This is a genomic window from Venatorbacter sp. C2-1 (assembly GCF_022832715.1).
Taxonomy (GTDB): Bacteria; Pseudomonadota; Gammaproteobacteria; order Pseudomonadales; family Oceanobacteraceae; genus Venatoribacter; species Venatoribacter alkanivorans.
In genome coordinates this window covers 3,720,031-3,744,567 of record NZ_CP094879.1, presented here as the reverse complement: position 1 = coordinate 3,744,567, position 24,537 = coordinate 3,720,031, and the positions used below count along the sequence as shown (strand labels likewise).

Genomic DNA, 24,537 nt, shown 5'->3' with positions numbered 1-24,537 from the left:
AAAGAGGCTTCTGCGCTTCCGTTTCAGAATCTGAATTATGGCCGTCGCGCTTCAAAGCTGATAATTGCATCGTCGTTACCGGGTGCTCTGCCATGCTGATAGCCGCCGGATACGATAACGTCGGTAAAACCGGCTGCCCGCAGAGCGAATGTCAGTTCATGAATTCCCCACCAACGCAGGCAAAACAGATCAAGTTCGCTGTGGGTTAACAGCCCATCTTGCCAGTGCTCATAGCGCAGGTAGGTGAGCGTTGTTTGCTGCACATAATTAATGTCAGGATCTGAGCTGGAGAGTGTCAGCCGTTCGTTATCAGACACTTTCCAGCTGCGCAGAGCGCCCTTGCTCTGGATAATCTCTTTGCTGTTATCTGTATCCAGAATCAAACGTCCGCCGGGCAGAAGGTTATCATAACAGCGCTGCAGCAGTGCCAGTGCCGATGCCGTGTCGGTAATCAACTGGAAAGATCCGGCAGGCATAATAATGGCTTCATAGCGCCGTGGGCCGGTAAAATCCTGAAATTTCTGACGAGTAAGTCTGGGGTTAAGATTCCGCTGCAGACATTCCTGACGGCAGTAATGCAGCATCTCTTCTGAAGCATCAAAACCTTCTATATCCAGACCGGATTCCAGCAAAGGAATTAATATGCGGCCATTGCCGGTTGCGGGCTCCAGTATCGCCCCCGTGCAGCCTGCGAGACGCTCACGGTAATACTCCAGATCACCAAATGAATGGCCGATGGGTTTATCCAGGTGATATACCCAGGCAGCCAGTTTTCCGTATGCATTTTCCATAATTTAACGACACGCGGTTAATATGAATGTCTTGTATCTATGCTTTTTTATTCGCTTCTAGCCCCTTTCCGACCCAGGTTAAGGCATGCTTTAACGGTCCCCTGATACCTTTGGATGGATTATCCGGCCGGTCTTGCTGTACTCGCGGGTTTTGCTCCAGAGCATTTAGGGTACGTTGCGCCTGTTCGAGAATTTCTTTATCCGGCATTGGCCCAACTTTATCGCGTATGCAGGCAATCAGCGTGAGGTGCAGAGCACTGGTCAGTGTCCAGATCGTATTTAAGCGATAACCGCCAAGATTTTTGTCGGCAGAAAGCTCCTGCAGAAACGAGATGAGGTCGGGCAAAAGCGATACCGGACGCTTTTCCCGTAGTGCAACGGCTGTGAAATAAAGCTCTTCCGCCGATGATTGCAGGTTCAGGCGGCTTTTCAGCGATTCAAGTTCAGTCAGGTTTTTTGCCTGAGACCGTATCGATTGTCGTACCTTAGCCAGCTCGCTGATGGGGGTGTTAGGGTCAAAATCTTCAAGAAAATCTTCAAAGAACCGCCGTTCGTTTTCAACCTCTTCTTCCAGTTCCTGAATCTTCTCCTGGCCCTTCTGTACCTGATCTTTCAGCTCCTGCAATTCAAGCTCAAAATTGCCCAGCTTTATTTTGGTTATGCGCTTGCGGAAATCAGGTTGTATAAAAAGATAAATTAATACAGCCAGGAGTGTTATTTCCCAGAGTGAAGACTGTCGGAGTATTGCTTCAATGATATCCATATCTGGCTTCCTGTAAGTGAGATTCTTAAAGTGAACCCTGCCATAGAATATGTTCGTTGTCTTTATCCTGCGCTACCTGTTATTGCAATTCATCCAGCAAAAACTGCCATACCGCCTGGGCGGCTTTGGTTCGTTCACCGACACACACCAGATTAATCGGACTGTTTTCCGGGTGCTGCCAGTCGCTGAGTACCGGTACTAAATGGCCGCTTTCCCGCTCCGCTCTGATAAATTCCGGATCGAGCATAATAATGCCCAGCCCGGCGCTGGCCATATCCACCAGAGCACGGCTGTTATTGGTTTTTATGGCGGGGCTGACTTCGATATTCTCCGTCTGCCCCGCGCGGTTGCGGAAAGGCCAGAAGTTCAGGGAGCCGAACACCAGACAATCGTGCCGGGCGAGATCGGCAGGAGTGTCCGGCTGACCGCGTTCGGCCAGATACTGTGGCGAGGCAAACCAGCCCCAGTGTTTTTCGCCAATCTTGCGCGCAATTAAAGAAGAATCGGGCAGCTGGCCAATACGGATGGCAATGTCCACGTTTTCTGCCAGCAAATCTACATTGCGGTCATCGAGATTTAATTCCAGTTCAATATCGGGAAATTGTCCGCGCAGTTTCTTCAGTACCGGCACCAGCCGGGCCTGACCCATCAGTACACTGGCACTGATTTTTACCCGGCCTTTCGGAGAGGTCTGCATATCATCCAGCAGGCTACTCAGATTGCTCAGTACCTTGTTCAGCTCACCGGTTCCCAGCAATAAATTACGGCCGACATCGGTTAACTGCAGCTGCCGGGTTGAGCGTTGTAATAACGGCTGGCCGACAAACTCCTCAAGCTGACGAATCTTCTTACTGACCGACGAGCGCGGCAGGTTCAGCTCGCTGGCCGCCGCCTGAAAACTGCCACGTTCCGCAACCAGATGAAAAACATGCAGCAGCGGCAGATTGAGATAAGACATAAAACCTCTGATGAACAATGGCCGGAGAGGGCCTGCAGAAAGTACTTTGTTGCCAGATAAGAACCAGTAAGTGCGTATATTGATGCCTTATGGGCTACCTGACAAGTTGCTAATCTGCCGTACAACAAACAACGAGGAGAACGGATATGAATGGTAAAACAATTCTGATTACGGGTGGCACCGCAGGCATCGGCCTGGCGCTGGCAGAGAAACTGGCAGCCGACGGCAATCATGTGATTATTACCGGCCGTGATCAGCACAAAGTAAATCAGGTAAGTGCTGCAATTGGCTGCAGCGGCTTTGTTGCTGACAGTGCTGACGGCGCGGCGCTGAAACAACTGGCCGCAGCCCTGCAAAAAGACAATATTCAACTGGATGGTTTAGTGCTGAATGCCGGTGTGTTTTATCCGCAGGCTATTGCAACCAGCAGCGAAGAAGACTTTGACCAGACCATCGCCATTAATACCAAAGGCCCCTTTATTACCCTGCAGCAGTTACAACCGCTGCTGAAGAACCCCTCCAGTGTGGTGTTTGTATCCAGCATTGTGGTGACCAAAGCCTTCCCGCAAGCGGCGGTATATGCTGCCAGCAAAGCGGCTTTTGAAGCCATTGCGCGGGTGGCTAATCTGGAATTTTCAGACTTAGGTATCCGTATTAATTCGGTTCGCCCGGGCGTAACTGCAACAGCCATTCAGGGCAAGGCGGGGATGGATGCGGAGCAACAGGATGCTCTGTTTGAATCGATGAAGGATACAGTGCTGGGGCGGGTGATGACGGCGCAGGATCAGATTGGTGCAATCGAGTTTCTGCTCTCTGATCAGTCACTGGCGATGCGCAGTGCGGTGCTGGAAGTTGATGGCGGTTATTTACTGTAAAAGGTTACGTCCGACGAATCAGTGTACTATCCGGCGCAGGTTTATAGAGCGCCGGAGTATGGCTTTACCGCAGGAATAAAGTTTCGTCAGGCGTTACGCCGTGAAAATAAAACTTCACAGACAGCACTCTGTACTTCTTCTGCGGTTTCGCTGGCGGTTGGATGCAGGCGGATACTGTTCAGTTTAAAACGCAGTGCCTGAAATACCTCATCACTTACCAGATACAGAAAATGGGAAATGATCCAGTATTTCCACATCTCGTCGTCGCTGTTCAGAATATCTAATACCGGCTGTACCAGCTCGTTGCCCAGTAACGATAAGCGCTCAGCAACCGGCCCGGCGATAGGCCAGTTAAGGTCCTGCAGACATTCCAGCAGATCAGCAATATAAGGAAGCAGATCTTCGTTGGAGGCGGCCTGCAGATTGGCACAGGCTTCATCGTCAAATTTGTCTTTGGGTACAAGTCTGATCATTGTGTTATCGATGCTCTGAGGTCAGGCCCTGATAATGAGGCTCCGATTATTTCGAATAAAATAAGGCTTAAGCCTGGAGCAGGTATTAATGGTACGACTCGGGCTCCAGCAAAACACTCCCCCAGGTCATTAACTCACCGCACTCCATCCAGATGGAGCAGCCATAACCAGTCGTGGTCGTTTTTATATCTTCCTGATAAATCAGCTCCTGATTTTTAATCCACAGGGTTTGTGACTCTTTACCGTATGGAATAATCAGAGGTATGGGAATGATAAAGGACAGGTATAGGCCAATCCACTTATAATCACTGCGATAATAGGTGGTCTTTGTTGCACCCTCAGTCTTTGCCGGATCACCCGAGTAAGTTTTCTGGCTATGAACGATATCCAGACCCACACAGCCGGTTAATTGGCTGACGATAACAACAATTGAGGCTATATTCCGCAGGACTTTCATATTCTGCCATTATGTGGTTTCAACCAGACGCAGGTGGCCAACTCAATCGTCACACTGAGAAAAATGGGATTGATTGGTGCTGGCACTCAATACGTGGTTTTTCGCCCGTTGAATCAGCTGCTTATCTGCCGGGAACTGTGCACCTGTTCCCGGCCAGTAATAGCCGTCGTTATTTATGCAAAGCGTTATCAGAACCTCTGCATCGTCCAGGCTGACCGCCTCGTCAGGCTCTGCCGACATTACGTAATGAATACGGTTTCTGTGCTCCCCACGAATGGTATCGACAACCTCGGCATAATAAATATGCTGGCTGCCATCCGTGCCCTCGATTACCTTTGCATCCGTGTGCCTGATAACAGCGGAGTAGGGCGTTTCTGCAACGGCACTGAGTAAATATGGGCTTATGGCTTCAATCTGTGCCTGGTTTAACGATCTGTCAGCGCTGGCATAGCCGCTGATCAATAACAGCACGAAACAGCTCAGATAATTTTTCATAGTCATCTGCTTACTATCTCCGGTTACTGGCAGCCAGGCACTCATATCAGAACGCATTCCAGTCGTGGAAATGCATGTCGTATTCTTTGTCTTTAATATCCCAGCGTTCGGCGTTTAATTCCCAGTTAACGCTTTCGAGATAGCCGATAAATTTACCGATAAATTCTTCAAACGAATCGGCCTTCAGTTTCTTGGTATCTTCATCACGCCCGAATGAAATGATCTGATGCATCTTGCCTTTAACATCAGGATCAAAATCGATACCGATATGATTACCACCATGGTCATGGGTAATCGGCAGCCATTTTCTGTTCAGGTAGAGGGGCTTGATAACCCCCTCCGGAGAAGACTCCATAGAATCGGCCAGATCTTCATTCAGGCCATCATTCTCCAGTGCCACCCAGGTATCCCACTGGCGCATAATTTCCTTTATCGACAACAAGCGGATACCAAAGAAGAAACCACGGCCATTCCCCGGCTCCTGGCCATTGTGCACAGACAGAAAGTTTCTGAACGCCTGCGGCAATTCAAGCCCGGTATGCTGTTCAAGCTGGGCGATCTCTTCGGCTGTTGCGCCGTTGTTTAACTCAAGCAGATTAAAACCACCGCGTGCATTAAAAATGGTGGTCATCTTTTCCCATTGCTCTTGCATACAATATTCTCTGTCAGTGTCTTAGGGCCTGTCGACACTAATTAAACAGGCCTGTTATTGGCTAAAGATATCTCAAACAAGGCGCTGAGAGTGTGGCCTAACGGGTTAAGCGAACGAACAGCAACGCAGGATGAGGGATTTTTAGCCATAACCCTTCGGGCTGAGGCCAGTTTTTCTCATTAACTTCGTCGTTCGTCATTCATTTAGCCCGCTAATATCACTCCTCTCTCCTTGTTCTGAGAAAAACTAGCTCTCAGCAGGACCTATTCAATTAGTGTCGACAGGCCCTAATGGTGGGAACAGGGCGTTATCTGTTCCGGTGATATTTCTCTGTGCTTAATTCAGATTGTCGGCGATACGTTCGATGGTTGCCTGGTCCGCCTTCTCATTTCTGGTCGTCCAGTAATTAAGAACGGCTTCTTTTGTCAGATTGTTTTCATCGGCTAACGCCGAGCGGCATGCCCATGCCAGTAAGTGGTTTGGATCTTTCCAGCCATCATACAGATTGTGGGCATACTGGTCGCACAGGTAAACCATTGAGCCACTGTTCTGGGTCATGACAAACCAATCGCCTGAAGGGTCTGATCCCAGAGCGAAGAGTTCTGTATCGCTGTTGAAGTCATCCAGCTGTTGTCTGAAATCGAAAGCAATGGCTTCCTGGGTAAAGGGCCAAAGGGATGGAAACTGACCGTCCTTATTCAATTGGATGTAAGTTTCAAACCAGCGGTGCCATTGCTCAGGAATAACGTGTTTGAACCGAAGTAATGACTCGCTCTCTGGTATTGAGTATTTAAAATAGTTAATGTTTTTGAAATTATTGCATTCTTCGATAAATTGTTCAGGAAAGTAGTCATCCGCTACCGGAGCAGTAATGATGTTAAGCAAATAGTCTGTATTCATGTTACATCCAGATTGTAATTAATTATCGGTAAACACGGTCAATTATTGGTTTTTAATTGTACGGCATGTGTCTGATGATTTTAGTCTTAAGGATCATAAAAGATTGTGCTAACCGATGCTGAGAAACTTTTTCATTCTGACAGAAATTTGCTCTGTACTGATGGCTGTATTTGATACTTCGATGTCTGTTGCATTGGAAACACAGATCGTGCCATCAAACTTTACTTCGCGGTAAATTTCCACCGGTCTGGAACAGACACAATAAGCCAGAAACTCCTCATCGCCGTCGGTAACAAAACGATAGGTGATGGTATCAACGAAGTTGTGAAGCTCCGTTGCTTCATTCGTATAAAAAGAATCAACATTAATGGTAACGCCGGTTCCGGTGGCATCTTTTACCAGTTGCTTCAGCGCACCGGCATAAGGCAGGTCTGCGGGTATTTCAACGTCTTCAATTTTTCCTATGCTTACAGTACTTTTCATTGCTGGTTCACTTTGAGTTGTATTAATTGACCGTCAGCATAAAAGGCTGAGCGTTTATTCTGCAATGCCCTGTTCGTACTGGTTTGGTCTCTGTCGGCCTGGTTACTGCTGGATCAGGTGCTGCCGGACCGGTTGCAGAGGGCCAGATCGCTGCTGGTCTGGCTGCTGCTTATTGGGTCGCTGTTGAATAGCATGTATAGCCCCGGCCATTCATGCTTTAATCCGGTTTTTATTAAGCCCTCAAAAGCCCCTATGCCCGATTGGATGATGCTCAGTGAATGGCCCTGGCTGTATAGCTACGGTGGTTTATTTATTCTCGCCTTGCTGGCTGCCAGTCTGTTACCGCTTGGCTCTGAGTGGTTGCTGCTGGTATTGCTCAGCCAGCAACTGGACCCGCTGGCATTGTGGCTGGTCGCCAGTGCCGGTAATACCCTCGGCAGTGTGCTGAACTATGCCATTGGCTACTATGCAGCCGACCGGGTTATAGCCAGGCAACAATCGCAGGCAAATATCAGCCGCTGGCAACAGGCCGAACGCTGGTTTGGCCGCTACGGTATCTGGAGCATGCTGCTGGCCTGGCTGCCAGTAGTAGGTGATTTACTGACGCTGGTTGCAGGCGTATTGCGTGCTAACTTCCCATTATTTTTACTACTGGTCGCCATCGGCAAGGCCGCCCGCTACGCCGTATTAGTAGCGGGGTTTGATTATATGATGGGGTGAGGAGGATTGCTAAAGCGGAGAAAATTTAACGCTCTGAAAAAGGTTAACCCCTTTTATGATGCGTTCTCCCGGCTGAACGCTGAACGAATCAGCCCGGCACCGGCCACTGCGAACAGACCAGAAACCGCGCCGTTAATCCAACGACTGGCATGCTGATACCACGCCATCACGCCGTTAAAAGAAAAAATTATGGAGTACAGCGCGTTGGTAGCAAAACCGACGCCTATGCAAACAAGCACACCTGACATCAGAAAAGCCGTACTGTCGTTTGCTCCAAGTCCGACAGAAAGAGCCGCCATCCACGCGACGACCGTTTTAGGATTCGAAACATTAAGCACGACCCCTTTGACAAACCAGCCGGCATACGACGTTGAGCTGCTTTCTGCCTGAACTGATTGGCTATCCGGGTTAACAGCGGCTTTAGCAGACAAAAAAGCCAGCCATAAAAGGTATAACCCGCCAAAAACTTTAAGTGTCATCAATAAATAAACAGAGCTTTGCAGAATCACCCCAAAGCCGCTTGCAGCAACCAACCCCCAGAATACCAGACCAACCGACAGCCCTGCGCCATAGATTAAACTGATCTTTCTTCCCAGACTCATTGCAATTGTTGCATTCGAGATGTTCGCAGGCCCGGGTGATACCGCAATTACAAAGAACGCCAGACCTATATTCAATAAAGATAACATATCTATCTCCCGGTTTTTGTTGATATTACAGCCTTTCGAACAGGCACTATTCTTTCTGCTGAAACGGCGTGGATACTAGCCAGGCAGCATGTGTTTGTCAGGGCTTTGGCTTTAGAGACTGCTTTTCTTTAAGGTAAAGATACAGCGGAAGACCAAATGAGACTCCAACCGACAACGTTCCCAACACAGCGAAATATCGATATTGCACCTGATGCTTCTGACCGTCTGCAACGATAAAGCCTAATAACGCAACAGCCGCTACCAAAACATCAAGCCAGGCAAACAGACTGATAGGATTAGCCACCGCTTCACTAAATAAGAGGGTAATGTCTAAACCATTAGCCAGCAACCAGGGAACAAACGCTCCGTAGGGAAGTAAAATTCCTAACAATGTAAGCACCAGATAAAACCCCAGCATTTAATTACCCTTGTAAATATTCATTAGTAAGCCTTAATGCCGGATTCAACTGCGCAGCAGGTGGCCGATTTTATGAAAATTGATTATAAACAGTGGTAGCTTGCAGAGTAGGGTTTTAGTCTTGTCAGTCACGACTGCACAGGCTCAAATTTATCTGGCGCTTAAAGCATGGACGCGGATTTTCGCGTCCATGCCTTTATTTTTTATAGCCGCAATTAAACTATGTTTTACAAACAGAAACGCCACCATCGGCTAGCAAGGCTGTACCCGTTGTAAAGCTGGATGCATCAGATGCAAGGTATAATGCAGATTTTGCAATTTCTTCTGGTGAGGCTAAACGCTTTAATGCGTGTATGCTTTTTACAAATTCTATAGCTTCTGGCGTATTTGACGATTCACGTCCCATTGGCGTATCAGTACCTCCGGGCAATAAAGCATTAACCCTGATTCCTTCTGATCCATATTCAGATGCCAATGCCTTCGTTAAGCCAATAATCCCAGCCTTGCTTGCAGAGTAAGCTGACATTTGAGGCAGGCCAATCGTATAACCCACAAAAGAAGAAGTAAATATAATGGAACCGGCACCTGTATTTACCATTGCCGGCAGTTGATACTTAGCACCCAGAAAAGCACTGGTTAGATTTGTGTTGACAGTATCATTCCACCCTTCCAGCGTAATCTCAGATGTTGCGCCAGAAGCACCCAGCGTTCCTGCATTATTAAAAGCAATATCGAGACCACCATATTCTTTAATGGCAAGATCCACCAATGCTTTAGCATAGGATTCATCTTGTACATCACCTGCTAATGCCTTGGCACTTCCTCCTTCCTTTATAATCTCATCGACAAGCGTATCAAGCTCTTTTTGTCGTCTGGCGGCAACGATAACCTTTGCCCCTTCTTTAGCAAACAGCTTTGCCGTAGCCCGGCCAATTCCAGAGCTGGCACCAGTAACCAGTGCAACTTTGTCTTGTAAAATATTCATACCGACCTCTTAAGATATTTGATAGCGAAATGCTATAAATACTCTAAAGACTCTTTCTCTGATACTCGACCCGAATCTTGCTGTATATCGTACCGCCAAGATTTCAGTGAATTTAACGGCTTATTGTTATGAATTGCCATACTCACCGATTATTAATATTTCACCTATGATATTGGCATTCAGCTCTTCCAGTTCTTCAGCAGGTACCCACCATTCTGTGTGGCGCTTAGCGCCAACAGTCTTAATGGGATATTTATCCATGAAATCCTTCTTTACTTCGAATTTCGAAACGTATCCTTTACCGAAGTCTGTAATATTCCACTGGGTCAATTCGACAGCATATTCCTCACTTGTAACAGGATAGAATATAGGCTGCTCTGGTAATCTGGGTGGCCATTTTTTAAAACCACTCTCTTTTACCAGCTCTAACTCCTTTTCTCCGAGAGGACGGTAACACGTGACTGTATTCATATTTTACTCATGAAAATTTATAACGCTGGTTAAAGGGAGAGGCCGACCATGTGATGTCGCAAACGGTTTGAAGCAGGTGTCAGATATACAACGCAAAGTCTTACTTGGTCGCAAAACAAAAAAATCGTCGAGCTGTTGAGGCTATATAGATACTCTTGTTGTGCACTCAGTACATCTGATGAATAACGCGCAATTTGGAACCTATAGCGGATTCCAGTTCGATAAGCAGGTGATCGGAAATCTCACATCCGGGGTCGGCAGCGCGCAGAACGAACCGACTGAAACCCATAGGCCACTTATAAGAAAGATCGTTCAGCGTGGTGGACTTTCCGCAGCAGGGAGTTTGTATTGTACTGATCGTGAAGCCGTACTCATCTGAGTAGCTTTGATCCATAAGGGCTTGCCAATGCCCAATCTCCATTTCAGCACGGCAGTGCGGACAATGGACAGACTCAAAGTTTTCGCCACAGTCCCTGAATACAATGTGTGTATCGGTTTCGGGCGTGATCTCAGATTTTTCCAGATTCCATGTTTTTTGAATCAGTGCAGCAGCGGCTGCCTGAGATTCTTCGTTTGGAATAAAGTCGGGTTCAGCAGGAATAAAGCAAATATAGTGATCTGACATTTGTGTGCCCAGGGCTCTAACGATAAGCTAAGGGGCGGGCTTTAGCCCATCCCAGCGAACGAAATGAGCGATTTGAGCGACTTGTTATTCGTCACTCGGAGTGCCCTTAAATTGGCTTTTACCAAAAGCCGATTGATCGTAAAACTCGGCGGTACTTAAAAGCAACTGATGTGCTTCGCTGTCGATCTCGAAGGGCATATGCTCAAGAAAAGCATAGCGCTCTATTAATAGTTTGAATTTCCAATAAGTGTCTTGAGAATTGATGCAGTGACAATTTATGGCTAGAAGTTGAGTTATGTCATAACTCAAGAAGGATCTGAGTATATTGCTGTACATTTTTTCATTTGGTGCGAGTGGGCTATTTTTAATATGTTCGCCGTCAAAATTTATTCCAATGTTGCCGTCTGGCACGTTAGTGGAAATAAATTTTAAGATTTGATACAAGATTCTGAAATAGTGGCCGCACAATCCATTTTTCTTCTCAAGAGCATCTTTGGCTCCTGCCAGGTTCGAGGCGGCTCTTTCAAAAACAGCTTCCCTTACTATATCAATGTCTGATCGGCCGTTGGTCCATTTACCTGTTGGTGTTGCTATTTTTTCTAGCGCTTTATTGTGTTGATCAAGCAGTGAAAAGAAGGTGCCTTCAAATTGTTGCTTTACTTGAGTTTTCGCCTGTTCACTTAGCACTGATTCGGTTTTTTCTTGAGCTAATGCTGAGCGTTCCAGTTCTTTTCTCGTGGACTCAAGCTCTTTGCTTTGCAGGACAATTGTTAGTAGTAGGGCAATTAGGCCAAGAAAGCTAAGTAATGGGTTCAGTGTTCCGCCTATGAAGTCGCCGAAAGTACCCCAGTCGGCGTTTTGGCTACTAAATTCTCCGTGGAACTCCATGAAGTAGAAAGTGAATACGACCCCTACGATTCCTGCTGCAAAGGCTAGTATCCATGCAAGCCATTTGAATAAGTTGGCAGGTGTCAGGTTTTCAAATTTTTTCTCTAGACTCAGGCGTGGCATATGTTCTCTTTAGGCATAACAGATTATTAGTGTGCGTGTGCATTTATTCCGGGTGACTCTTTCGAGAAACCCCATATAACTCATTGACCAAGCTGAGAAAACTTCCATAACTTAAAAATCTCTTCCAGAAAAACGTGCGTGCCTGTTAATTCCAATTTCCAGCGCACATAAACTTGTCAACCAACGTTGTAAGTTATTGACTCACTTCGTGTTTAAGTTACTGGCCGCCGGCAAAACGAGCAGACACGAATGTAAAGCGTGCCAGGTTTCGTTAAAATCCGGAAATATACAGTATGTATATCAGTACTTCTTTACATTCAACGTTTTGCCATTACCCACAAAAAACACTGATTGATGATTCAGACACGCTGCCGCCCGTCCTTATAAGCGCAGGTCAGGAATCGCGTGGGTAAAGCTTTCGGATTTCGGGCGGGGAGGGTATCGGTACTGAGTCAGATAAACCGACCTGACGGTCTGAGTTCTGGTGTTGTTATATCGTGCGAATACGGCTTCCCTGCTGGTCTGAAGAGTACTGAAGTTCTGGGATGGGTTCAATAATTGATAAAAATGGTTACAAGTGGCAAAGGGCGACAGTGGTGGTGCTTTAGCCGCTACGCGGTCTGGCTTTTGTAGTCGCCTCTGAGCCAATGCGGGGCAAGCCCCTGCGCCCCATGCAAGGAGAGGTATCTCCTTCCGATCCTCTCTGGCGGCTGTCCGGTGCTATTCAGTCAACTGCGTGGCCAATCCGGCCCGCACAGCAATTCGCCCGGAGCCTTATACCGTTTGATAATTTAAATGAATGGGCTCCGGGCCGTACTGTGCTTTCCACCGGATTACCTGCCTGGTTGACTGGCACCGCACAAATACCGCGTTCATTCAGGCGCAACGCGGCTTTTCAAAAGAAACTCCGCCAGCTTTGAAGCTTGGCTTGGCGTTATGGTTTTTATGCGCAAGTGGGCCGCCGCAGCGAACGATGATTTTTCTGATCTGCCGGGCATGGATGCCCGGCGAGCGCGCAGCGACAGGGATGTCGCACGGGCGCGTGGTCAGAAAAACCGAGTGAGTAAGGGGTTACGGGCCACAAAGCGCGAAGCGAGCCGATTGTGTGCTCCTGCACAATCTGCATTTCCGCCATCCATGGCGGTCAGGAGTGAGCGCCCGACCGGCGTGAGAGGTAAGGCCCCTCAAAGAGGTCATAGGGCCGGGCGGCAGCCCAAAAGCCAGTCCGCGCTGCGGCTATTCAGTCCACGCATTGGCTACAACTCAGAACACAATCATTTTCAGAACCAACAAAGCAACGGACACTACCACGCAGAGCGTGGGAGCGAGTCGTTTCAGCAGCGGGCACTACCACGCAGAGCGTGGGAGCGAGAGGTCAACGGGCCGGGCGGTAACCCAAAAAGCCAGCCCGCGCAGCGGCTACTCAGTCCACGCATTGGCTACTCATCCGCTGCGCCGGTTAACCATTTCATGCTTTAATCACCACCTGTATTAACGAGGACACACCGGTGAGTAAAACCGCCCCCGACAAAGGCTTTGAGCTGTGCTGGCACGAGTATCAGGCGATCAGCCTGCGTGCCTCGGTGCTGCTGGCCTATCACCACTGGTCAGAGGCGCAGGTGGCGGCAGCGCAGGCGCTGGGGGCTGTGCGTGTTAATGGCGTGGCTGAGTACGGCGATATTGAATTACAGCCAGGCGATAACATCAGCCTGATGTTGCCCGATCATCAGGAAGAGGCGGTTGATACTGGCTGGAAAATACTCTGGCAAAATCAGGAATTAACGGCCGTGCATAAACCGGCAGCGCTGCCGGTATCGCGTACTACACGTAATTTATTTAATACCCTGATCAGCCTGTTCCGCCGGGCTACAGCGCATAAAGACGCGCATTTATTGCACCGGCTGGATGCCGAAACCTCGGGCATTATTCTGCTGGCTAACTATGCCCATGCCGATAAAAAGTGGAAGAAAAAACTGGAGCGATTAATTGAGCGCAAGGTTTACCACGCGCTGGTTTATGACGTTCCCGACTGGCAGCATTATGAGTGTCAGACTTTTCTGGCAGAAAAAACCGACAGTGCTATCCGCTCGCAGATGCATGTGGTGGCAGAAGATGAAGCCGATACAGTCAAAAGCCCGAAGCTGGCAACCACCCGGTTCCGTGTATTAAAAACCTTTAATGGCTACAGCCTGATTGAATGTGAATTGCTGAGTGGGCGTAAACATCAGATCCGTGCCCAGTTGGCACATCTGGGGTATCCGATTATTGGCGATAAAATCTACAGCCATAACGGCCGCTTTTATTTAAAGCGTCTGCAGCAGGATTTAAGCGCAGACGATTATGCCCAGCTGGGGGCTGAGCATCATTTACTGCATGCCTTTGAATTACAGCTGAATACCGCGACGGGCGATCACCGCGATGAGGTGGTGATTTATGATAAAGACTATCCCAAAGCCTGGCTGCCTTATCTGCAAGGCGCTTCTCTTTAAAACCGCGCTTCTCTTTAAAACCGCACTTCTCGTTAAAAACGCTCTGGTCTTAAGCTGATCAGAGCTGATCAATATCTTTAATAATAAAATCGCGGTGTAAAAACGCCCCGGAATCAATATACAGACGGTTGCCGATACGCAGCTCGTGCTCGGTTACGTTATGGCCGTAAATAATCCAGTCGATTCCGGCAATATCGCCAGCCGTTTGCTGTTTAAACGGCTCGCGTGCCCAGATGGCACGCTCGGCCAGATGATTATCCAGCTGGTCAAAGTCCTGCCAGTCAGCGAGGGGAAAGTCGGCATGAATAACGGCGACATGCTCATCGTGGTGGTTGATTAATTCAATTGCCAGCGGCAGCTGTTCTATCTGCCGGAACCAGTCATCCCACAGGCTTTTGTCATGTTGCAGAATCCAGTCACCACCGTGCTGTAAAATCAGCTCGCGTGAGGTGGCATTATCTTCGCGGAAGGCTTCGTACAGCAGCTGCTCATGATTGCCGATAACCGCAAAAAACCAGGGTTCATCAAGCAGTGCCAGCGCTTCGGGTGATTGCGGCCCACGGTCGACCAGATCGCCGGTGCAGATCAGACGGTCGTGATTTTTATCAAACCCCATACGTTGCAGCTGGGCGTGAAGCGCAGGCACACAACCGTGCAGGTCGCCGACAACAAAGTCGCGGCCTTTGGCATTTTTACCTAAACGAAGCAGGCGTGGCTGAATCAGCATGACAGAAAGCGGAACCGGTAATAAAAGGAATAGCAGGAGCCGACAGGCCGTTGCTGCTGTCCGGGTCGTAAAGACCGGGTGCGCAGCATACAATGCCGGCTTCAGAATGCAAAAGACGATGACCCGGATTCCGCCATGATCATTCCTGTCATTCTTGCCGGTGGTACAGGCACGCGCCTGTGGCCACTGTCTACCCGTGATTGCCCCAAGCAGTTTCTGCCGCTGCTCGATCCTGAACGGTCGCTGCTGCAGCAAACCCTGCTGCGCGCGCAGGATCTGTTACAGCGGCTCGGCCAGCCAGCGGTTGAGCCCATTATTGTCTGCCATGAGGCGCAGCGTTTTCTCGCCGCCGAACAATGCCGGGCGCTGAATATCCGTGCGCAGATTGTGCTGGAAGACGAGGGGCGTAATACCGCACAGGCTCTGGCGCTGGCGGCGCAGCATCTGGCGCACAATTCACAGCACCTTGCGCATAATTCACAGAAGTCCAGGGAACATCGTGAACAGACGCTGATGCTGGCGATGCCCGCCGATCAGACGCTGAGCGATAACGCGGTACTGGCTCATGCAATTGTGTCGTTGCAGGCACAGGTCAGTCAGGGCGCCGCCGGTATTTTTGGTATTGAGCCTGAATATGCCGCGACGGGGTTTGGCTATTTACGTAAAGATGCGGGCGGGCATGTTGTGGAATTCCGCGAAAAACCCGATGCGCACACCGCTGCACAATGGCTGGCGGCTAATACCCGGCAACAGGCTGGCTGGTTATGGAACAGTGGTATTTTTTTCTGGCAGGTTCAGGCTTTTTTACAGCGCCTGAGCGAATATCAGCCAGCGCTGTTTGCTGCAACGCAGGAAGCGATGGCACAGGCGCAGCAGGATCTCGATTTTATCCGTCCGGCCACCGGACCTTTGCAACAATGCCCGCATTTACCCGTGGATATTGCCCTGCTTGAACCGCTCAGTGCGATTGCGCAGGCGGTGGTTGCGGCACCACTGGTTAACAGCGGTTGGAATGATATTGGTAACTGGCAGGTTCTCAGCGGACTGGGCGAACTGGGCGAGGCCGATGCACAGGGAAATATTGTGCATAACAGCGCAGCCGCTCACGGACGTTTTGAGCACAGCCGCAATAATTATCTGCACAGCAGCAGCGGACGCGATATTGCGTTATTGGGTGTGCAGGATTTATTAGTAGTGGATACCGCCGATGCACTGCTGATTGCGCATAAAGATCAGGCCCAACAGGTGGGTTCACTGGCACCTGTCGCCAATGCGGGTAAAACAGAACCACGACTGGTGTATCGCCCCTGGGGCAGTTATGAAGTACTGCATCCGGGCGAGGGTTATAAAATCAAGCGTCTGCGGGTAAAAGCCGGTGGGCGTTTATCGCTGCAGCGTCACCGTTTCCGCGCCGAGCACTGGGTGGTGGTGCGCGGTGAAGCAACGGTTATCCGTGAGCGAGCGGGTGTGTGCACAAGCGAAGTTCTGCACGCTAACGAATCTACGTTTATTGCTTTGGGCGATATTCACTCGCTGGAAAATAACGGCGATATTCTTCTGGAAATGATCGAAGTGCAGTCCGGAGATTATCTTGCTGAAGATGATATCGAACGGCTGCAGGACGCTTATGGCAGAAAATAAACGTGGCCGTGGATAAAAAACAGCAGCAGGCAGGTATCAGCAACAGATGGCGCTCATATGACACAGGTTTTACTGGTAGAAGATGACCCGCAATTAAGCCGCGATGTAGCTTTTTATTTAACCCAGGCCGGTTATCAGGTTGAAGCCATTGACCGTGGCGACTGGGCGATGAGCCATCCGGATGTGCATAACGGCCGTTTTGATCTGGCCGTGCTGGATCTTGGTCTGCCGGGCGCGCCGGGGTTGCAGGTTTTGCAGCACTGGCGTGCACAGGGCATTCTGATGCCGGTATTAATTCTGACTGCGCGCAACAGCTGGCAGGAGCGGGTCGATGGCCTGAATGCCGGTGCCGATGATTATCTGGGTAAACCCTTCCGCAAAGAAGAACTGCTGGCGCGCCTGGAAGCCATGCGCCGCCGTCTGCAGCAGGATGGCCAGTTACGCTTAACCGTTTATGGGCTGACACTGGATGAAGAGCGGCAAAAAGTTATGCTGAACGAGCAGCGGCAGGAGCAGGAGCTGACCGCCACCGAGTTCAGTATGCTGCGCCTGTTAATGCAAAAAGCCGGAAAACCGGTTTCCAAACAGCAGTTGCTCGACAGCCACTATGGCTGGCAGGAAGAAAAAGATGACAACCTGGTGGAGGTTTATATCCGCCGTCTGCGGCGCAAAATCGGCGAGCAGCGTATCCGCACCCTGCGTGGTCAGGGTTATGTATTACAGCAGGGGGATAACTGATGTGGTCTCTGTCGGCGCGTCTGTTGCGCTATATGGTCAGCGGTCAGATGCTGGTGCTGTTGTTTATGTTGCTGGCCGCCGGTATTGCACTGAATATTGCCGCACAGGATTACTTTAAAAGCCGCCTCGAACATGACCGTGACTTATTGCTGAATGAGCTGAGCTGGACCGGCCCGGTACCCGAAATTGAGCATGAGCATTTAACTCCGGTCTTTAACCAGCCCTTTTCCGGTCATTATTTTCAGATCAACAGTGACGATGATTTACTGCTGTCGGTTTCGCTGCAGGGCATAAGGTTGCATGACGAACATATTCACGATGTGAAAGAAGGCGAGCCACAATGGCACTGGCAGCCGTTTGAAAATAACCAGTATTTATATGTTCTGAGCCAGACCCTGAAGCAGGGTGAGCGCCACCTGCATGTGCAGGTGGGTGAGGATTTTCAGCCAATTATTAATGCTTTTCTGCATGCGTTTTTCTGGCTTGCCGGTTTATTCTCATTGCTGCTGACAGGGTTGTTCCTGTGGCAGCGGCGTTTGCTGATGCGTACGCTTAAGCCTTTCAGCCAGATCAGTAATCAGCTTAAACAGTTGGCGCAGCAGGATATTGATCAGCTGCCACCACCGGATATGCAGGAGCTGACCGGGCTGGTAAATGAAATTAATGCGCTGGGTGAGCGCACCCGTGAACGGCTTAACCGTGCCCGTCTGGCATCGGGCAATTTATCCCATTCATTAAAAACCCCGTTGGCAATTCTGGCTAACCGCCTGAGCGATATGCAGGAACAGAACGGCGGTGCTGAGCAGCAGAATCTGACTGAGGCGCGGGAACTGGTCGAGCGCATGGGGCAGCAGATTGATAACGAAATGAAGCGCGCGCGTATCGCCGGGCTGATGAGCCGGGCACCGAAAATTGAGCTGAATGAAATGTTTGATCAGTTGCTGCTGACCCTGAAAAAGCTCTATCCGCATATTCAGTTACAGTGTCATATGGCGGCAGCAATCCGTTATCCCGGTGACCGTGAAGATATTATCGAACTCTTCGGTAATTTACTGGATAACGCCTGCAAATGGGCACAGACCGCTGTCGACGTGGATATCCGTGTGGCTGAGGGGCAGCTGCGGGTCTGTATCTGTGATGACGGGCCGGGAATTGCAGAAGAAAAAATTCCCGGACTGATTAATCCGGGCGAAAGACTGGACGAATCGGTTAAAGGCTATGGTCTTGGTCTGGCCATTGTCAGTGATATCGTGGCGCAGTATCAGGGCAGGCTGCAGTTAAACAACCGGCCGTTAAATAACGGCCGCGGAGGTTTGCAGGTAACGGTTACTCTGCCGTACTGACATACGGGTTTAATGCGCCGCAGGCCAGCAGTGGCTGCAACCAGTAATGAATATCGTACTGTGGAAAAGCAGCGGCCAGCTGTTGCAGCAGAGTATCTGCCCGTTGCGGCGGCAGATGCAGGCTGATTACTGTGCGTTTCTGTTTTCCCTGAATCTGCTCACTCAGGCTTAACTGCTCGTTGCGGTTACTGTGACCAAAAGCCTGCCACGAGGTAAAGCCAGGCAGGTTCTGTTCCAGTAACCAGTCAGAAATCGCTTCTGCCTGCTGTGGCCGGGTAGAAAGGGTCAGCAATACATCAGTCATCTTATTTCTGCTCCAGAATAAAGCGGCGGTATAACACCGGCAGCACATAGAGGGTCAGCAGGGTTGAGGTAAATAAACCGCCGATCACCACAATGGCCAGCGGCTTCTGAATTTCACTGCCGGGGCCGGTGGCGAATAATAATGGCAGCAGACCAACAGCACCGGTGGTTGCAGTCATTAATACCGGGCGCAGGCGGCGCACCGCACCATCCCGTACTACCTGTAATCCCTGTTGCCCAAGGTTCAGTAAATGGCGGAACTGATCAACCAGCACCACTCCATTCATCACGGCGACGCCCAGCAGGGCAATAAAGCCAACCGATGCCGGTACCGATAAATATTCACCGCTTAACCACAGGGCAATAATGCCGCCGATTAATGCGAAAGGAATATTGGCGAGAATCAGCAGCGCTTCATCCAGCCGGCCAAAGGTGGTGAATAACACCAGTAATACCAGGGCAATGGCGACCGGTACCATTAACCCGAGGCGGGCATTGGCCCGTTGCTGATTTTCAAATTCGCCACCCCAGGACAACACATAACCTGCCGGCAGCCTGATGTTTTCCGCAACCCGCTGCTGTGCGCTGGCAACAAAATCACTCAGGGCCACGCCGCTGACATTAACGTTAACCAGTGCAAATCGCTGACCCTGCTCGCGCTTAATTAATACCGGCCCCTGAACTTCTCGTGCGCTGACCAGTGCCGATAAGGGAACTGCCTGACCATCGGCGCTGGCCATCGTCAGCTCATTCAGTAACTGCTCAACCTGCAGCCGGGTTGGCTGACGCAGCAGTAACGGAACCTGGCGGTCGCTGAAGACCACGTCGCCGCTGTTAATACCTTCCAGATAGCTGCGCAGGGTTTGCTGTACGTCTTCAACGTTAAAGCCAAAATGAGCAATACGCGGGTAATTATTTTCCAGCTGCAGATAGTGCATGCCATCGGCCTGTGAAACCATAACCTCGCTGACGCCGGTCAGAGTTTTCATTTCATTACCGATCTGGTCGGCCAGACGCTGCAGTTCGGCCAGATCGCTGCCAAACACTTTAATGGCAACGTCACCACGGGAACCGGAAATCATTTCTGATACGCGCATATCAATGGGCTGGGTAAAGCCGTAATCAACACCGGGAAACTGTTCCATCACGGTGCGGATCTGGTCTTTAATGGCGTCTTTATTTTCTGCCTGCCACTGATCGCGTGGTTTCAGTTGCAGGAACATATCGGTTTCATTCAACCCCATCGGGTCCATACCCAGATCGTCGGAACCACTGCGGGCAATAATCCGCTCGATATCGCTGACTGCTGCCAGCATGGCACTCTGAACTTTCAGGTCGATGGCGGCGGACGCCTGTAAGTTAATGGTGGGTGTTTTTTCCAGCTGTACAATTAAATCGCCTTCATCCATTTCCGGCATAAAGGCTTTGCCGGTCTGCAGGTAAGCCAGTATGGCCAGTACAATGGCAACCGCCAGTCCCAGCATAATAGGTTTGGGATTCTGTAAGGCAGCCGACAGGCTGGATTCATAACGGCTTTGCAGATGCACGATCCAGCCTGGGGTGCTTACCTTGTTTTCGTTGATGGCAAGGGTGCATAACACCGGAATCAGTGTCAGTGATACCAGCAGACTGCTGGCCATGGCAAACATAATGGTCATCGCTACCGGCGCGAATAATTTACCTTCCAGCCCCTGCAGGGTCACCAATGGCGAAAATACCAGAAGAATAATCAGGGTGCCGGAAATAATAGGCACCATCACCTCTTTAATAGCGCGGAAAATAACATGCATACGCGGCAACGAGCGCGAGCCCTGCTGTAATTGCGTGACCGTATTTTCAACCACGACAACAGCACCGTCGACCAGCATACCAATGGCAATTGCCAGTCCGCCCAGACTCATCAGGTTAGCGCTCATACCGAAGTAATCCATGATAATAAAGGTCATCAGGGCAGACATCGGCAGGTTAACCGCCACCACTATGGCTACCCGCACGTTACCAATAAATAAACCGAGCAGAATTATTACCAGAGCAACGGCAATCCATAAGGCTTCTGATACGGTATTAACGGCGCGTTCAATTAAGTTGCTGCGGTCGTAAAACACATTAATGCTGAGTTCTGCTGGCAGGCTGGGGCGCAGAGTGTCGAGGGCTTCACGTACACCGCTGATTACTTTCTGGGCGTCAGCGTTTTTCAGTGCGACGACTAAGGCCTGAACTGTTTCACCCTTTCCGTCTTCGGTAACCGCGCCATAACGGGTCATGGATGACAGCGAAACGGTGGCAACATCAGCAAGACGAATGGCGCTGCCGTTATGCCAGCGGATAATGCGGTTTTCCAGATCCTGCAGGCTCTGAATGCGGCCACCACTGGAAACGATAATGGATTCTTCACCGCTGTCGATGCGTCCGGCGCCGTCGTTACGGTTATTGCTTTGCAGAAAATTGTGCAGATCCTGTAATGTCATTCCGGCGCGCGCCAGTGCCAGTGTATCCGGTGCCACCTGATAGGCTTCGACCCGGCCGCCGAGGGCATTAATATCGGCCACACCGGGCACCGTGCGCAGCAACGGTCTGATCTGCCAGTCGAGGATACGGCGTTTTTCGGCAAGCGATAACGGGCCATCCAGAGTAAACATAAATAATTCGCCCAGTGGCGTACTCATGGCGGCAATGCCACCGCTGATACCCTGAGGTAAATCCGGCCATATTGCCGCCAAACGCTCGGCAACCTGCTGTCTGGCCCAGTAAATATCGGTGCCACCGGTAAAGTCGACGGTAATATCGGTGATGCCGTATTTTACCACCGAGCGCAGAATACTCTGGTTGGGAATACCCAGCAGTTCGACTTCGATTTTCCGTGTGACGCGGGTTTCAAGCTCTTCCGGTGCCAGCCCCGGTGCTTTAATAATAATTTTTACCTGAGTCGGAGAAATCTCCGGGTAGGCATCAATACGCAGATTCTGAAAGGTATTCAGCCCGGCCAGAAAAACCGCAACGCTGATAACAATAATCAGAATGCGCTGTTTTAATACGCCCTGTAATAATGCGGATAACATTTATTCGCTCTCCATACTTTGCCAGAGAGCTTTCAGCGCCGCCGTACCACTGATGGCAATTTCACGGTTTTCCAGTGCCATGTCCTGCAGTAATAAACCACGGTTACCGGCGATGAACTGCTGCAGTTCGGTTACCTGCAGGCCATCAGGTGTACGGATAAATACCCAGGATTTATCGTTATGGCGTACCCGGGCGGCAGCTTCTGTTGGCCAGCCGGAAACCTTTGATGGAATATCAATAATCAGACTACTGCCCGGTATCAGATTATCTGCCTTAAGCCATACTTCAGTCTGCGCTGCTGCATTCTGTACGCTGCCGATACTCTGAACCGTCGTCTGTTGCTGTGTGGCAGAAATATTAAGGTGCTGGCCAATACTCAGATTATGCAACAAATGCTGAGGCACCCAAAGGCGTAAGCGCAGCGCACTTTCCGGCCAGAATTCTGCCAGGGAGTCACCGGCCATAAAATGCTCGCCGGGCTGATGTTTAATGGTAATCAGCCAGCCACTTTCCGGCGCCTGCAGAGCATAATCGGCATCGCTGGCGTTTTGCCATTGCGCAGGAAGATGCTTCAGAATCTGTGCGTTAAGTTTTTTCTGATCATTCAGCTGCTGGCATTGCAGTTGTTGTTCCTGTAAATCCAGACGAGAGGTCAGGCCACTTTTATTACGCTCCCGCATATCACTGAGACGCTGATTACACAGGCTGGCCTGTTGCTGTAAACGCTGGTTGCTCTGAAAAAAATCCAGTACATCGTGGCTGTGCAGTAATGCCAGAGGTTCTTTTTCAGCAATAAAATTACCCGTTGTGGCTTGCCATTCTTCCAGTCGTCCTTCGAAGGGCAGGCTGATATTTTCCGCCTGACCGGGAGCAACAGTACTGATTGCCGGCAGGGATGCCAGCACCACCTGATCCTGTTTTCCCAGTGTCTGAAAGCGTACTCCCAGATTGTCCAGCTGCTCGTTACTGATGGTCAGCTGCGTGGTAACGGGCATATTTTCAGCAAGGCTGGTCTGAGTGCTGGCCAGTAACAGACTGACGGCCAGTAATGGATTAATGTACAGACAGCAGAATTTCATAACAGGGGCTCCTGTAACTGAGCAGATAAATTAACAACGGTTGTGCTGAACAGGTTCATAGCGAATATCCCTGTAACAGATTCCACTGGCTGATATTGCGCAGATATTCAATCCGCGCTTCATCGGCCTGTTGTTGCAGGCGCCAGATGCTGGCCTGAATCTGCAACCACTGAAAACCTGACAGGCTGCCGCGCTGGTAAGCCTGATACTGGCTCTGATATTGCGCGCTGGCCTGCTGGCTCATGTCTTTTAATTCGTTCATACGTTGTTGTTGCTGCGGCAGGGTTGCCGCCAGAACATTGCGCTCGTTCTCAAGCTGTTGGCGGGTACGCAGCCACTCGCTGTGGCGATTACTCAGTTCGCGTACTGCGTTGCGGCGCTCGCTGTAATTGCTGCCGCCAAAATCAAAGCTTATTCCGACTTGCAGGGCATCGCTGGCGGGCTGAGCATTAACCGCCTGCTGATGTTTTACGCCCAGACTTAAACGCGGATTGAGCGTATTTTTCTGCTGGCTGCGTAATTGCGCATCGGATAGTTGTTTTTGTATCTGCAATAACTGCAGTAACGGATGGTTATCCAGCGGTTGTTCCGGCAGGAGAGTGAAAGACCAGTCGCCGGGTAATTCTGTCAGCGCTGTCCACTGTTGCCACTGCTGCTGCAGAGTCTGTTGCTGGCGCTGATTCAGCAGCTGCTGATTTTTAAGCTGCTGATATTGCTCCTGCAGGGTAAGGCGATCGGCAGCCGGGCGTTCGCCCTGACGGATTAATAAATCCAGCCACTGCAATTGTTGCTGCATTGCTGCCAGGCGGTCCTGAATTCGTTGCTGACTCAGGTTGAGGTTCTGCCAGTCCCACCACCAGGTCTGTAATTTCCCCGCCAGCTGCCAGCGCAGCAATTGTTGATAAGCCAGGGTTTCATTGCCTGCTGCTTGCTGATAATCGCGCTGACTCTGCATTAAGCCCGGACGAGCGAGGGGAAGTTCCAGCCGGGTTTGCCATTCTTCGGCACTGCCGCTGGCATCATTGCCCTGCTGATAATCGACGGCAATGGACGGGGCTGCAGCCAGCCAGCCGGGCAGGCGCCGGTTGTTAATGTCGTTTTCTGTCGGCAGATACTGTTGTTCCGGCAGCTGTTGCCAGGCTGCTTCGAGGCTTTGCTGAAAGTTACCCCCAGCCTGAACCCCGATGGCTAATGGCAATAAAAGCAGGGCAGCGAGAAAGCGCTGCGGCTGAATATTCTTCTGCTCCATAAAGTGTTCTCCGCTGAATACCGGAGGCAACATAGCGGCACAAGCTGAAACGAAACTGAAAAAGGCCGCTTTTCATGTAAAGCAGTGTCAGGGATGTTAGGGCTTGTTAACACTAAGTGAATCGGGCCTGCTGAGAGCCAGT

The 24,537-nt window shown here is 50.2% G+C and carries 26 protein-coding genes; 6 read left to right on the top strand and 20 right to left on the bottom strand.

Translation table 11 applies throughout. The features are described 5' to 3' along the window. Positions 1-35: 35 nt before the first annotated feature. The 3 genes from MT343_RS16750 to MT343_RS16740 all read right to left on the bottom strand — a co-directional run bounded on the left by MT343_RS16750 (position 36) and on the right by MT343_RS16740 (position 2,512). Positions 36-791, bottom strand: coding sequence for a class I SAM-dependent methyltransferase (locus MT343_RS16750; protein WP_145466606.1), 756 nt, complete (start codon positions 789-791; stop codon positions 36-38). 37 nt (positions 792-828) lie between these two features. Then, entirely contained in the window at positions 829-1,554 is a 726-nt protein-coding gene (locus MT343_RS16745) for a hypothetical protein (RefSeq protein WP_145466605.1), read from the bottom strand. A 79-nt stretch (positions 1,555-1,633) separates the two neighbouring features. Then, complete coding sequence (locus MT343_RS16740; protein WP_145466604.1) at positions 1,634-2,512, bottom strand: LysR family transcriptional regulator; 879 nt, start codon at positions 2,510-2,512, stop codon at positions 1,634-1,636. Between the two features lie 146 nt (positions 2,513-2,658). Between MT343_RS16740 and MT343_RS16735 the strand changes: the two genes are divergently transcribed. Beyond that, positions 2,659-3,387, top strand: coding sequence for an SDR family oxidoreductase (locus tag MT343_RS16735; RefSeq protein WP_145466603.1), 729 nt, complete (start codon positions 2,659-2,661; stop codon positions 3,385-3,387). An 86-nt stretch (positions 3,388-3,473) separates the two neighbouring features. Here MT343_RS16735 and MT343_RS16730 read toward each other — a convergent pair whose 3' ends face one another. The 6 genes from MT343_RS16730 to MT343_RS16705 form a co-directional block, all read right to left on the bottom strand. Next, entirely contained in the window at positions 3,474-3,860 is a 387-nt protein-coding gene (locus MT343_RS16730; protein WP_145466602.1) for a DUF5071 domain-containing protein, read from the bottom strand. 85 nt (positions 3,861-3,945) lie between these two features. Further along, the gene (locus MT343_RS16725; protein WP_145466601.1) at positions 3,946-4,317 is read right to left on the bottom strand and encodes a hypothetical protein; all 372 of its coding nucleotides are present in this window, start codon (positions 4,315-4,317) and stop codon (positions 3,946-3,948) included. Between the two features lie 42 nt (positions 4,318-4,359). Beyond that, entirely contained in the window at positions 4,360-4,812 is a 453-nt protein-coding gene (locus MT343_RS16720) for a hypothetical protein (protein ID WP_222428443.1), read from the bottom strand. 46 nt (positions 4,813-4,858) lie between these two features. Further along, positions 4,859-5,464, bottom strand: a complete 606-nt coding sequence (locus MT343_RS16715) for an SMI1/KNR4 family protein (RefSeq protein WP_145466600.1) — start codon at positions 5,462-5,464, stop codon at positions 4,859-4,861. 336 nt (positions 5,465-5,800) lie between these two features. Next, positions 5,801-6,364, bottom strand: coding sequence for a hypothetical protein (locus MT343_RS16710; RefSeq protein ID WP_145466599.1), 564 nt, complete (start codon positions 6,362-6,364; stop codon positions 5,801-5,803). A 108-nt stretch (positions 6,365-6,472) separates the two neighbouring features. Beyond that, entirely contained in the window at positions 6,473-6,847 is a 375-nt protein-coding gene (locus MT343_RS16705) for a hypothetical protein (RefSeq protein ID WP_145466598.1), read from the bottom strand. A gap of 252 nt (positions 6,848-7,099) precedes the next feature. Between MT343_RS16705 and MT343_RS16700 the strand changes: the two genes are divergently transcribed. Next, on the top strand, positions 7,100-7,567 hold the full coding sequence (locus MT343_RS16700) for a YqaA family protein (RefSeq protein ID WP_243989422.1): 468 nt from the start codon (positions 7,100-7,102) through the stop codon (positions 7,565-7,567). A 53-nt stretch (positions 7,568-7,620) separates the two neighbouring features. Here MT343_RS16700 and MT343_RS16695 read toward each other — a convergent pair whose 3' ends face one another. The 6 genes from MT343_RS16695 to MT343_RS16670 form a co-directional block, all read right to left on the bottom strand. Next, entirely contained in the window at positions 7,621-8,256 is a 636-nt protein-coding gene (locus MT343_RS16695; RefSeq protein WP_145466597.1) for a LysE family translocator, read from the bottom strand. Positions 8,257-8,353: 97 nt separating this feature from the next. Continuing rightward, entirely contained in the window at positions 8,354-8,674 is a 321-nt protein-coding gene (locus MT343_RS16690) for a DUF2834 domain-containing protein (RefSeq protein ID WP_145466596.1), read from the bottom strand. A gap of 220 nt (positions 8,675-8,894) precedes the next feature. Further along, the gene (locus MT343_RS16685; protein WP_145466595.1) at positions 8,895-9,659 is read right to left on the bottom strand and encodes an SDR family oxidoreductase; all 765 of its coding nucleotides are present in this window, start codon (positions 9,657-9,659) and stop codon (positions 8,895-8,897) included. Positions 9,660-9,785: 126 nt separating this feature from the next. Further along, positions 9,786-10,130: a hypothetical protein gene (locus MT343_RS16680; protein WP_145466594.1), complete on the bottom strand. Its 345-nt coding sequence runs from the start codon at positions 10,128-10,130 to the stop codon at positions 9,786-9,788. Positions 10,131-10,296: 166 nt separating this feature from the next. Further along, a complete protein-coding gene (locus tag MT343_RS16675; protein WP_145466593.1) occupies positions 10,297-10,755 on the bottom strand; it encodes a hypothetical protein in 459 nt (152 codons plus the stop codon). An 84-nt stretch (positions 10,756-10,839) separates the two neighbouring features. Beyond that, positions 10,840-11,766 carry a putative phage abortive infection protein gene (locus MT343_RS16670; protein WP_186435778.1) on the bottom strand — a complete coding sequence of 309 codons (927 nt, stop codon included), beginning with the start codon at positions 11,764-11,766 and terminating at the stop codon, positions 10,840-10,842. 1,508 nt (positions 11,767-13,274) lie between these two features. On the opposite strand from MT343_RS16670, the gene MT343_RS16665 reads away from it, so the two are divergent. Continuing rightward, positions 13,275-14,255: an RluA family pseudouridine synthase gene (locus tag MT343_RS16665; protein ID WP_145466592.1), complete on the top strand. Its 981-nt coding sequence runs from the start codon at positions 13,275-13,277 to the stop codon at positions 14,253-14,255. Positions 14,256-14,313: 58 nt separating this feature from the next. Here the strand turns inward: MT343_RS16665 and MT343_RS16660 are convergent, their stop codons facing one another. Continuing rightward, positions 14,314-14,982 (bottom strand): metallophosphoesterase, encoded by a 669-nt coding sequence (locus tag MT343_RS16660; protein WP_145466591.1) that lies wholly within the window; start codon positions 14,980-14,982, stop codon positions 14,314-14,316. Between the two features lie 135 nt (positions 14,983-15,117). On the opposite strand from MT343_RS16660, the gene MT343_RS16655 reads away from it, so the two are divergent. From MT343_RS16655 to MT343_RS16645, 3 genes are read left to right on the top strand one after another with little or no spacing between them, the layout of a single operon-like run. Further along, the gene (locus MT343_RS16655) at positions 15,118-16,623 is read left to right on the top strand and encodes a mannose-1-phosphate guanylyltransferase/mannose-6-phosphate isomerase (protein ID WP_145466590.1); all 1,506 of its coding nucleotides are present in this window, start codon (positions 15,118-15,120) and stop codon (positions 16,621-16,623) included. Positions 16,624-16,680: 57 nt separating this feature from the next. Further along, positions 16,681-17,361: a response regulator transcription factor gene (locus tag MT343_RS16650; protein ID WP_145466589.1), complete on the top strand. Its 681-nt coding sequence runs from the start codon at positions 16,681-16,683 to the stop codon at positions 17,359-17,361. Next, complete coding sequence (locus MT343_RS16645) at positions 17,361-18,704, top strand: sensor histidine kinase (RefSeq protein WP_145466588.1); 1,344 nt, start codon at positions 17,361-17,363, stop codon at positions 18,702-18,704. The genes MT343_RS16650 and MT343_RS16645 overlap by 1 nt, the downstream gene beginning before the upstream one ends. Here the strand turns inward: MT343_RS16645 and MT343_RS16640 are convergent. The 4 genes from MT343_RS16640 to MT343_RS16625 are packed head-to-tail and all read right to left on the bottom strand — an operon-like array spanning position 18,688 to position 24,395. Continuing rightward, a complete protein-coding gene (locus MT343_RS16640; RefSeq protein WP_186435777.1) occupies positions 18,688-19,008 on the bottom strand; it encodes a DUF3240 family protein in 321 nt (106 codons plus the stop codon). The two genes, MT343_RS16645 and MT343_RS16640, sit on opposite strands and share 17 nt — an antisense overlap. Position 19,009: 1 nt before the next feature. Beyond that, entirely contained in the window at positions 19,010-22,066 is a 3,057-nt protein-coding gene (locus tag MT343_RS16635; protein WP_145466586.1) for an efflux RND transporter permease subunit, read from the bottom strand. After that, entirely contained in the window at positions 22,067-23,146 is a 1,080-nt protein-coding gene (locus tag MT343_RS16630; protein ID WP_145466585.1) for an HlyD family efflux transporter periplasmic adaptor subunit, read from the bottom strand. A gap of 55 nt (positions 23,147-23,201) precedes the next feature. Beyond that, complete coding sequence (locus MT343_RS16625; protein WP_145466584.1) at positions 23,202-24,395, bottom strand: TolC family protein; 1,194 nt, start codon at positions 24,393-24,395, stop codon at positions 23,202-23,204. Between the last annotated feature and the right edge of the window lie 142 nt (positions 24,396-24,537).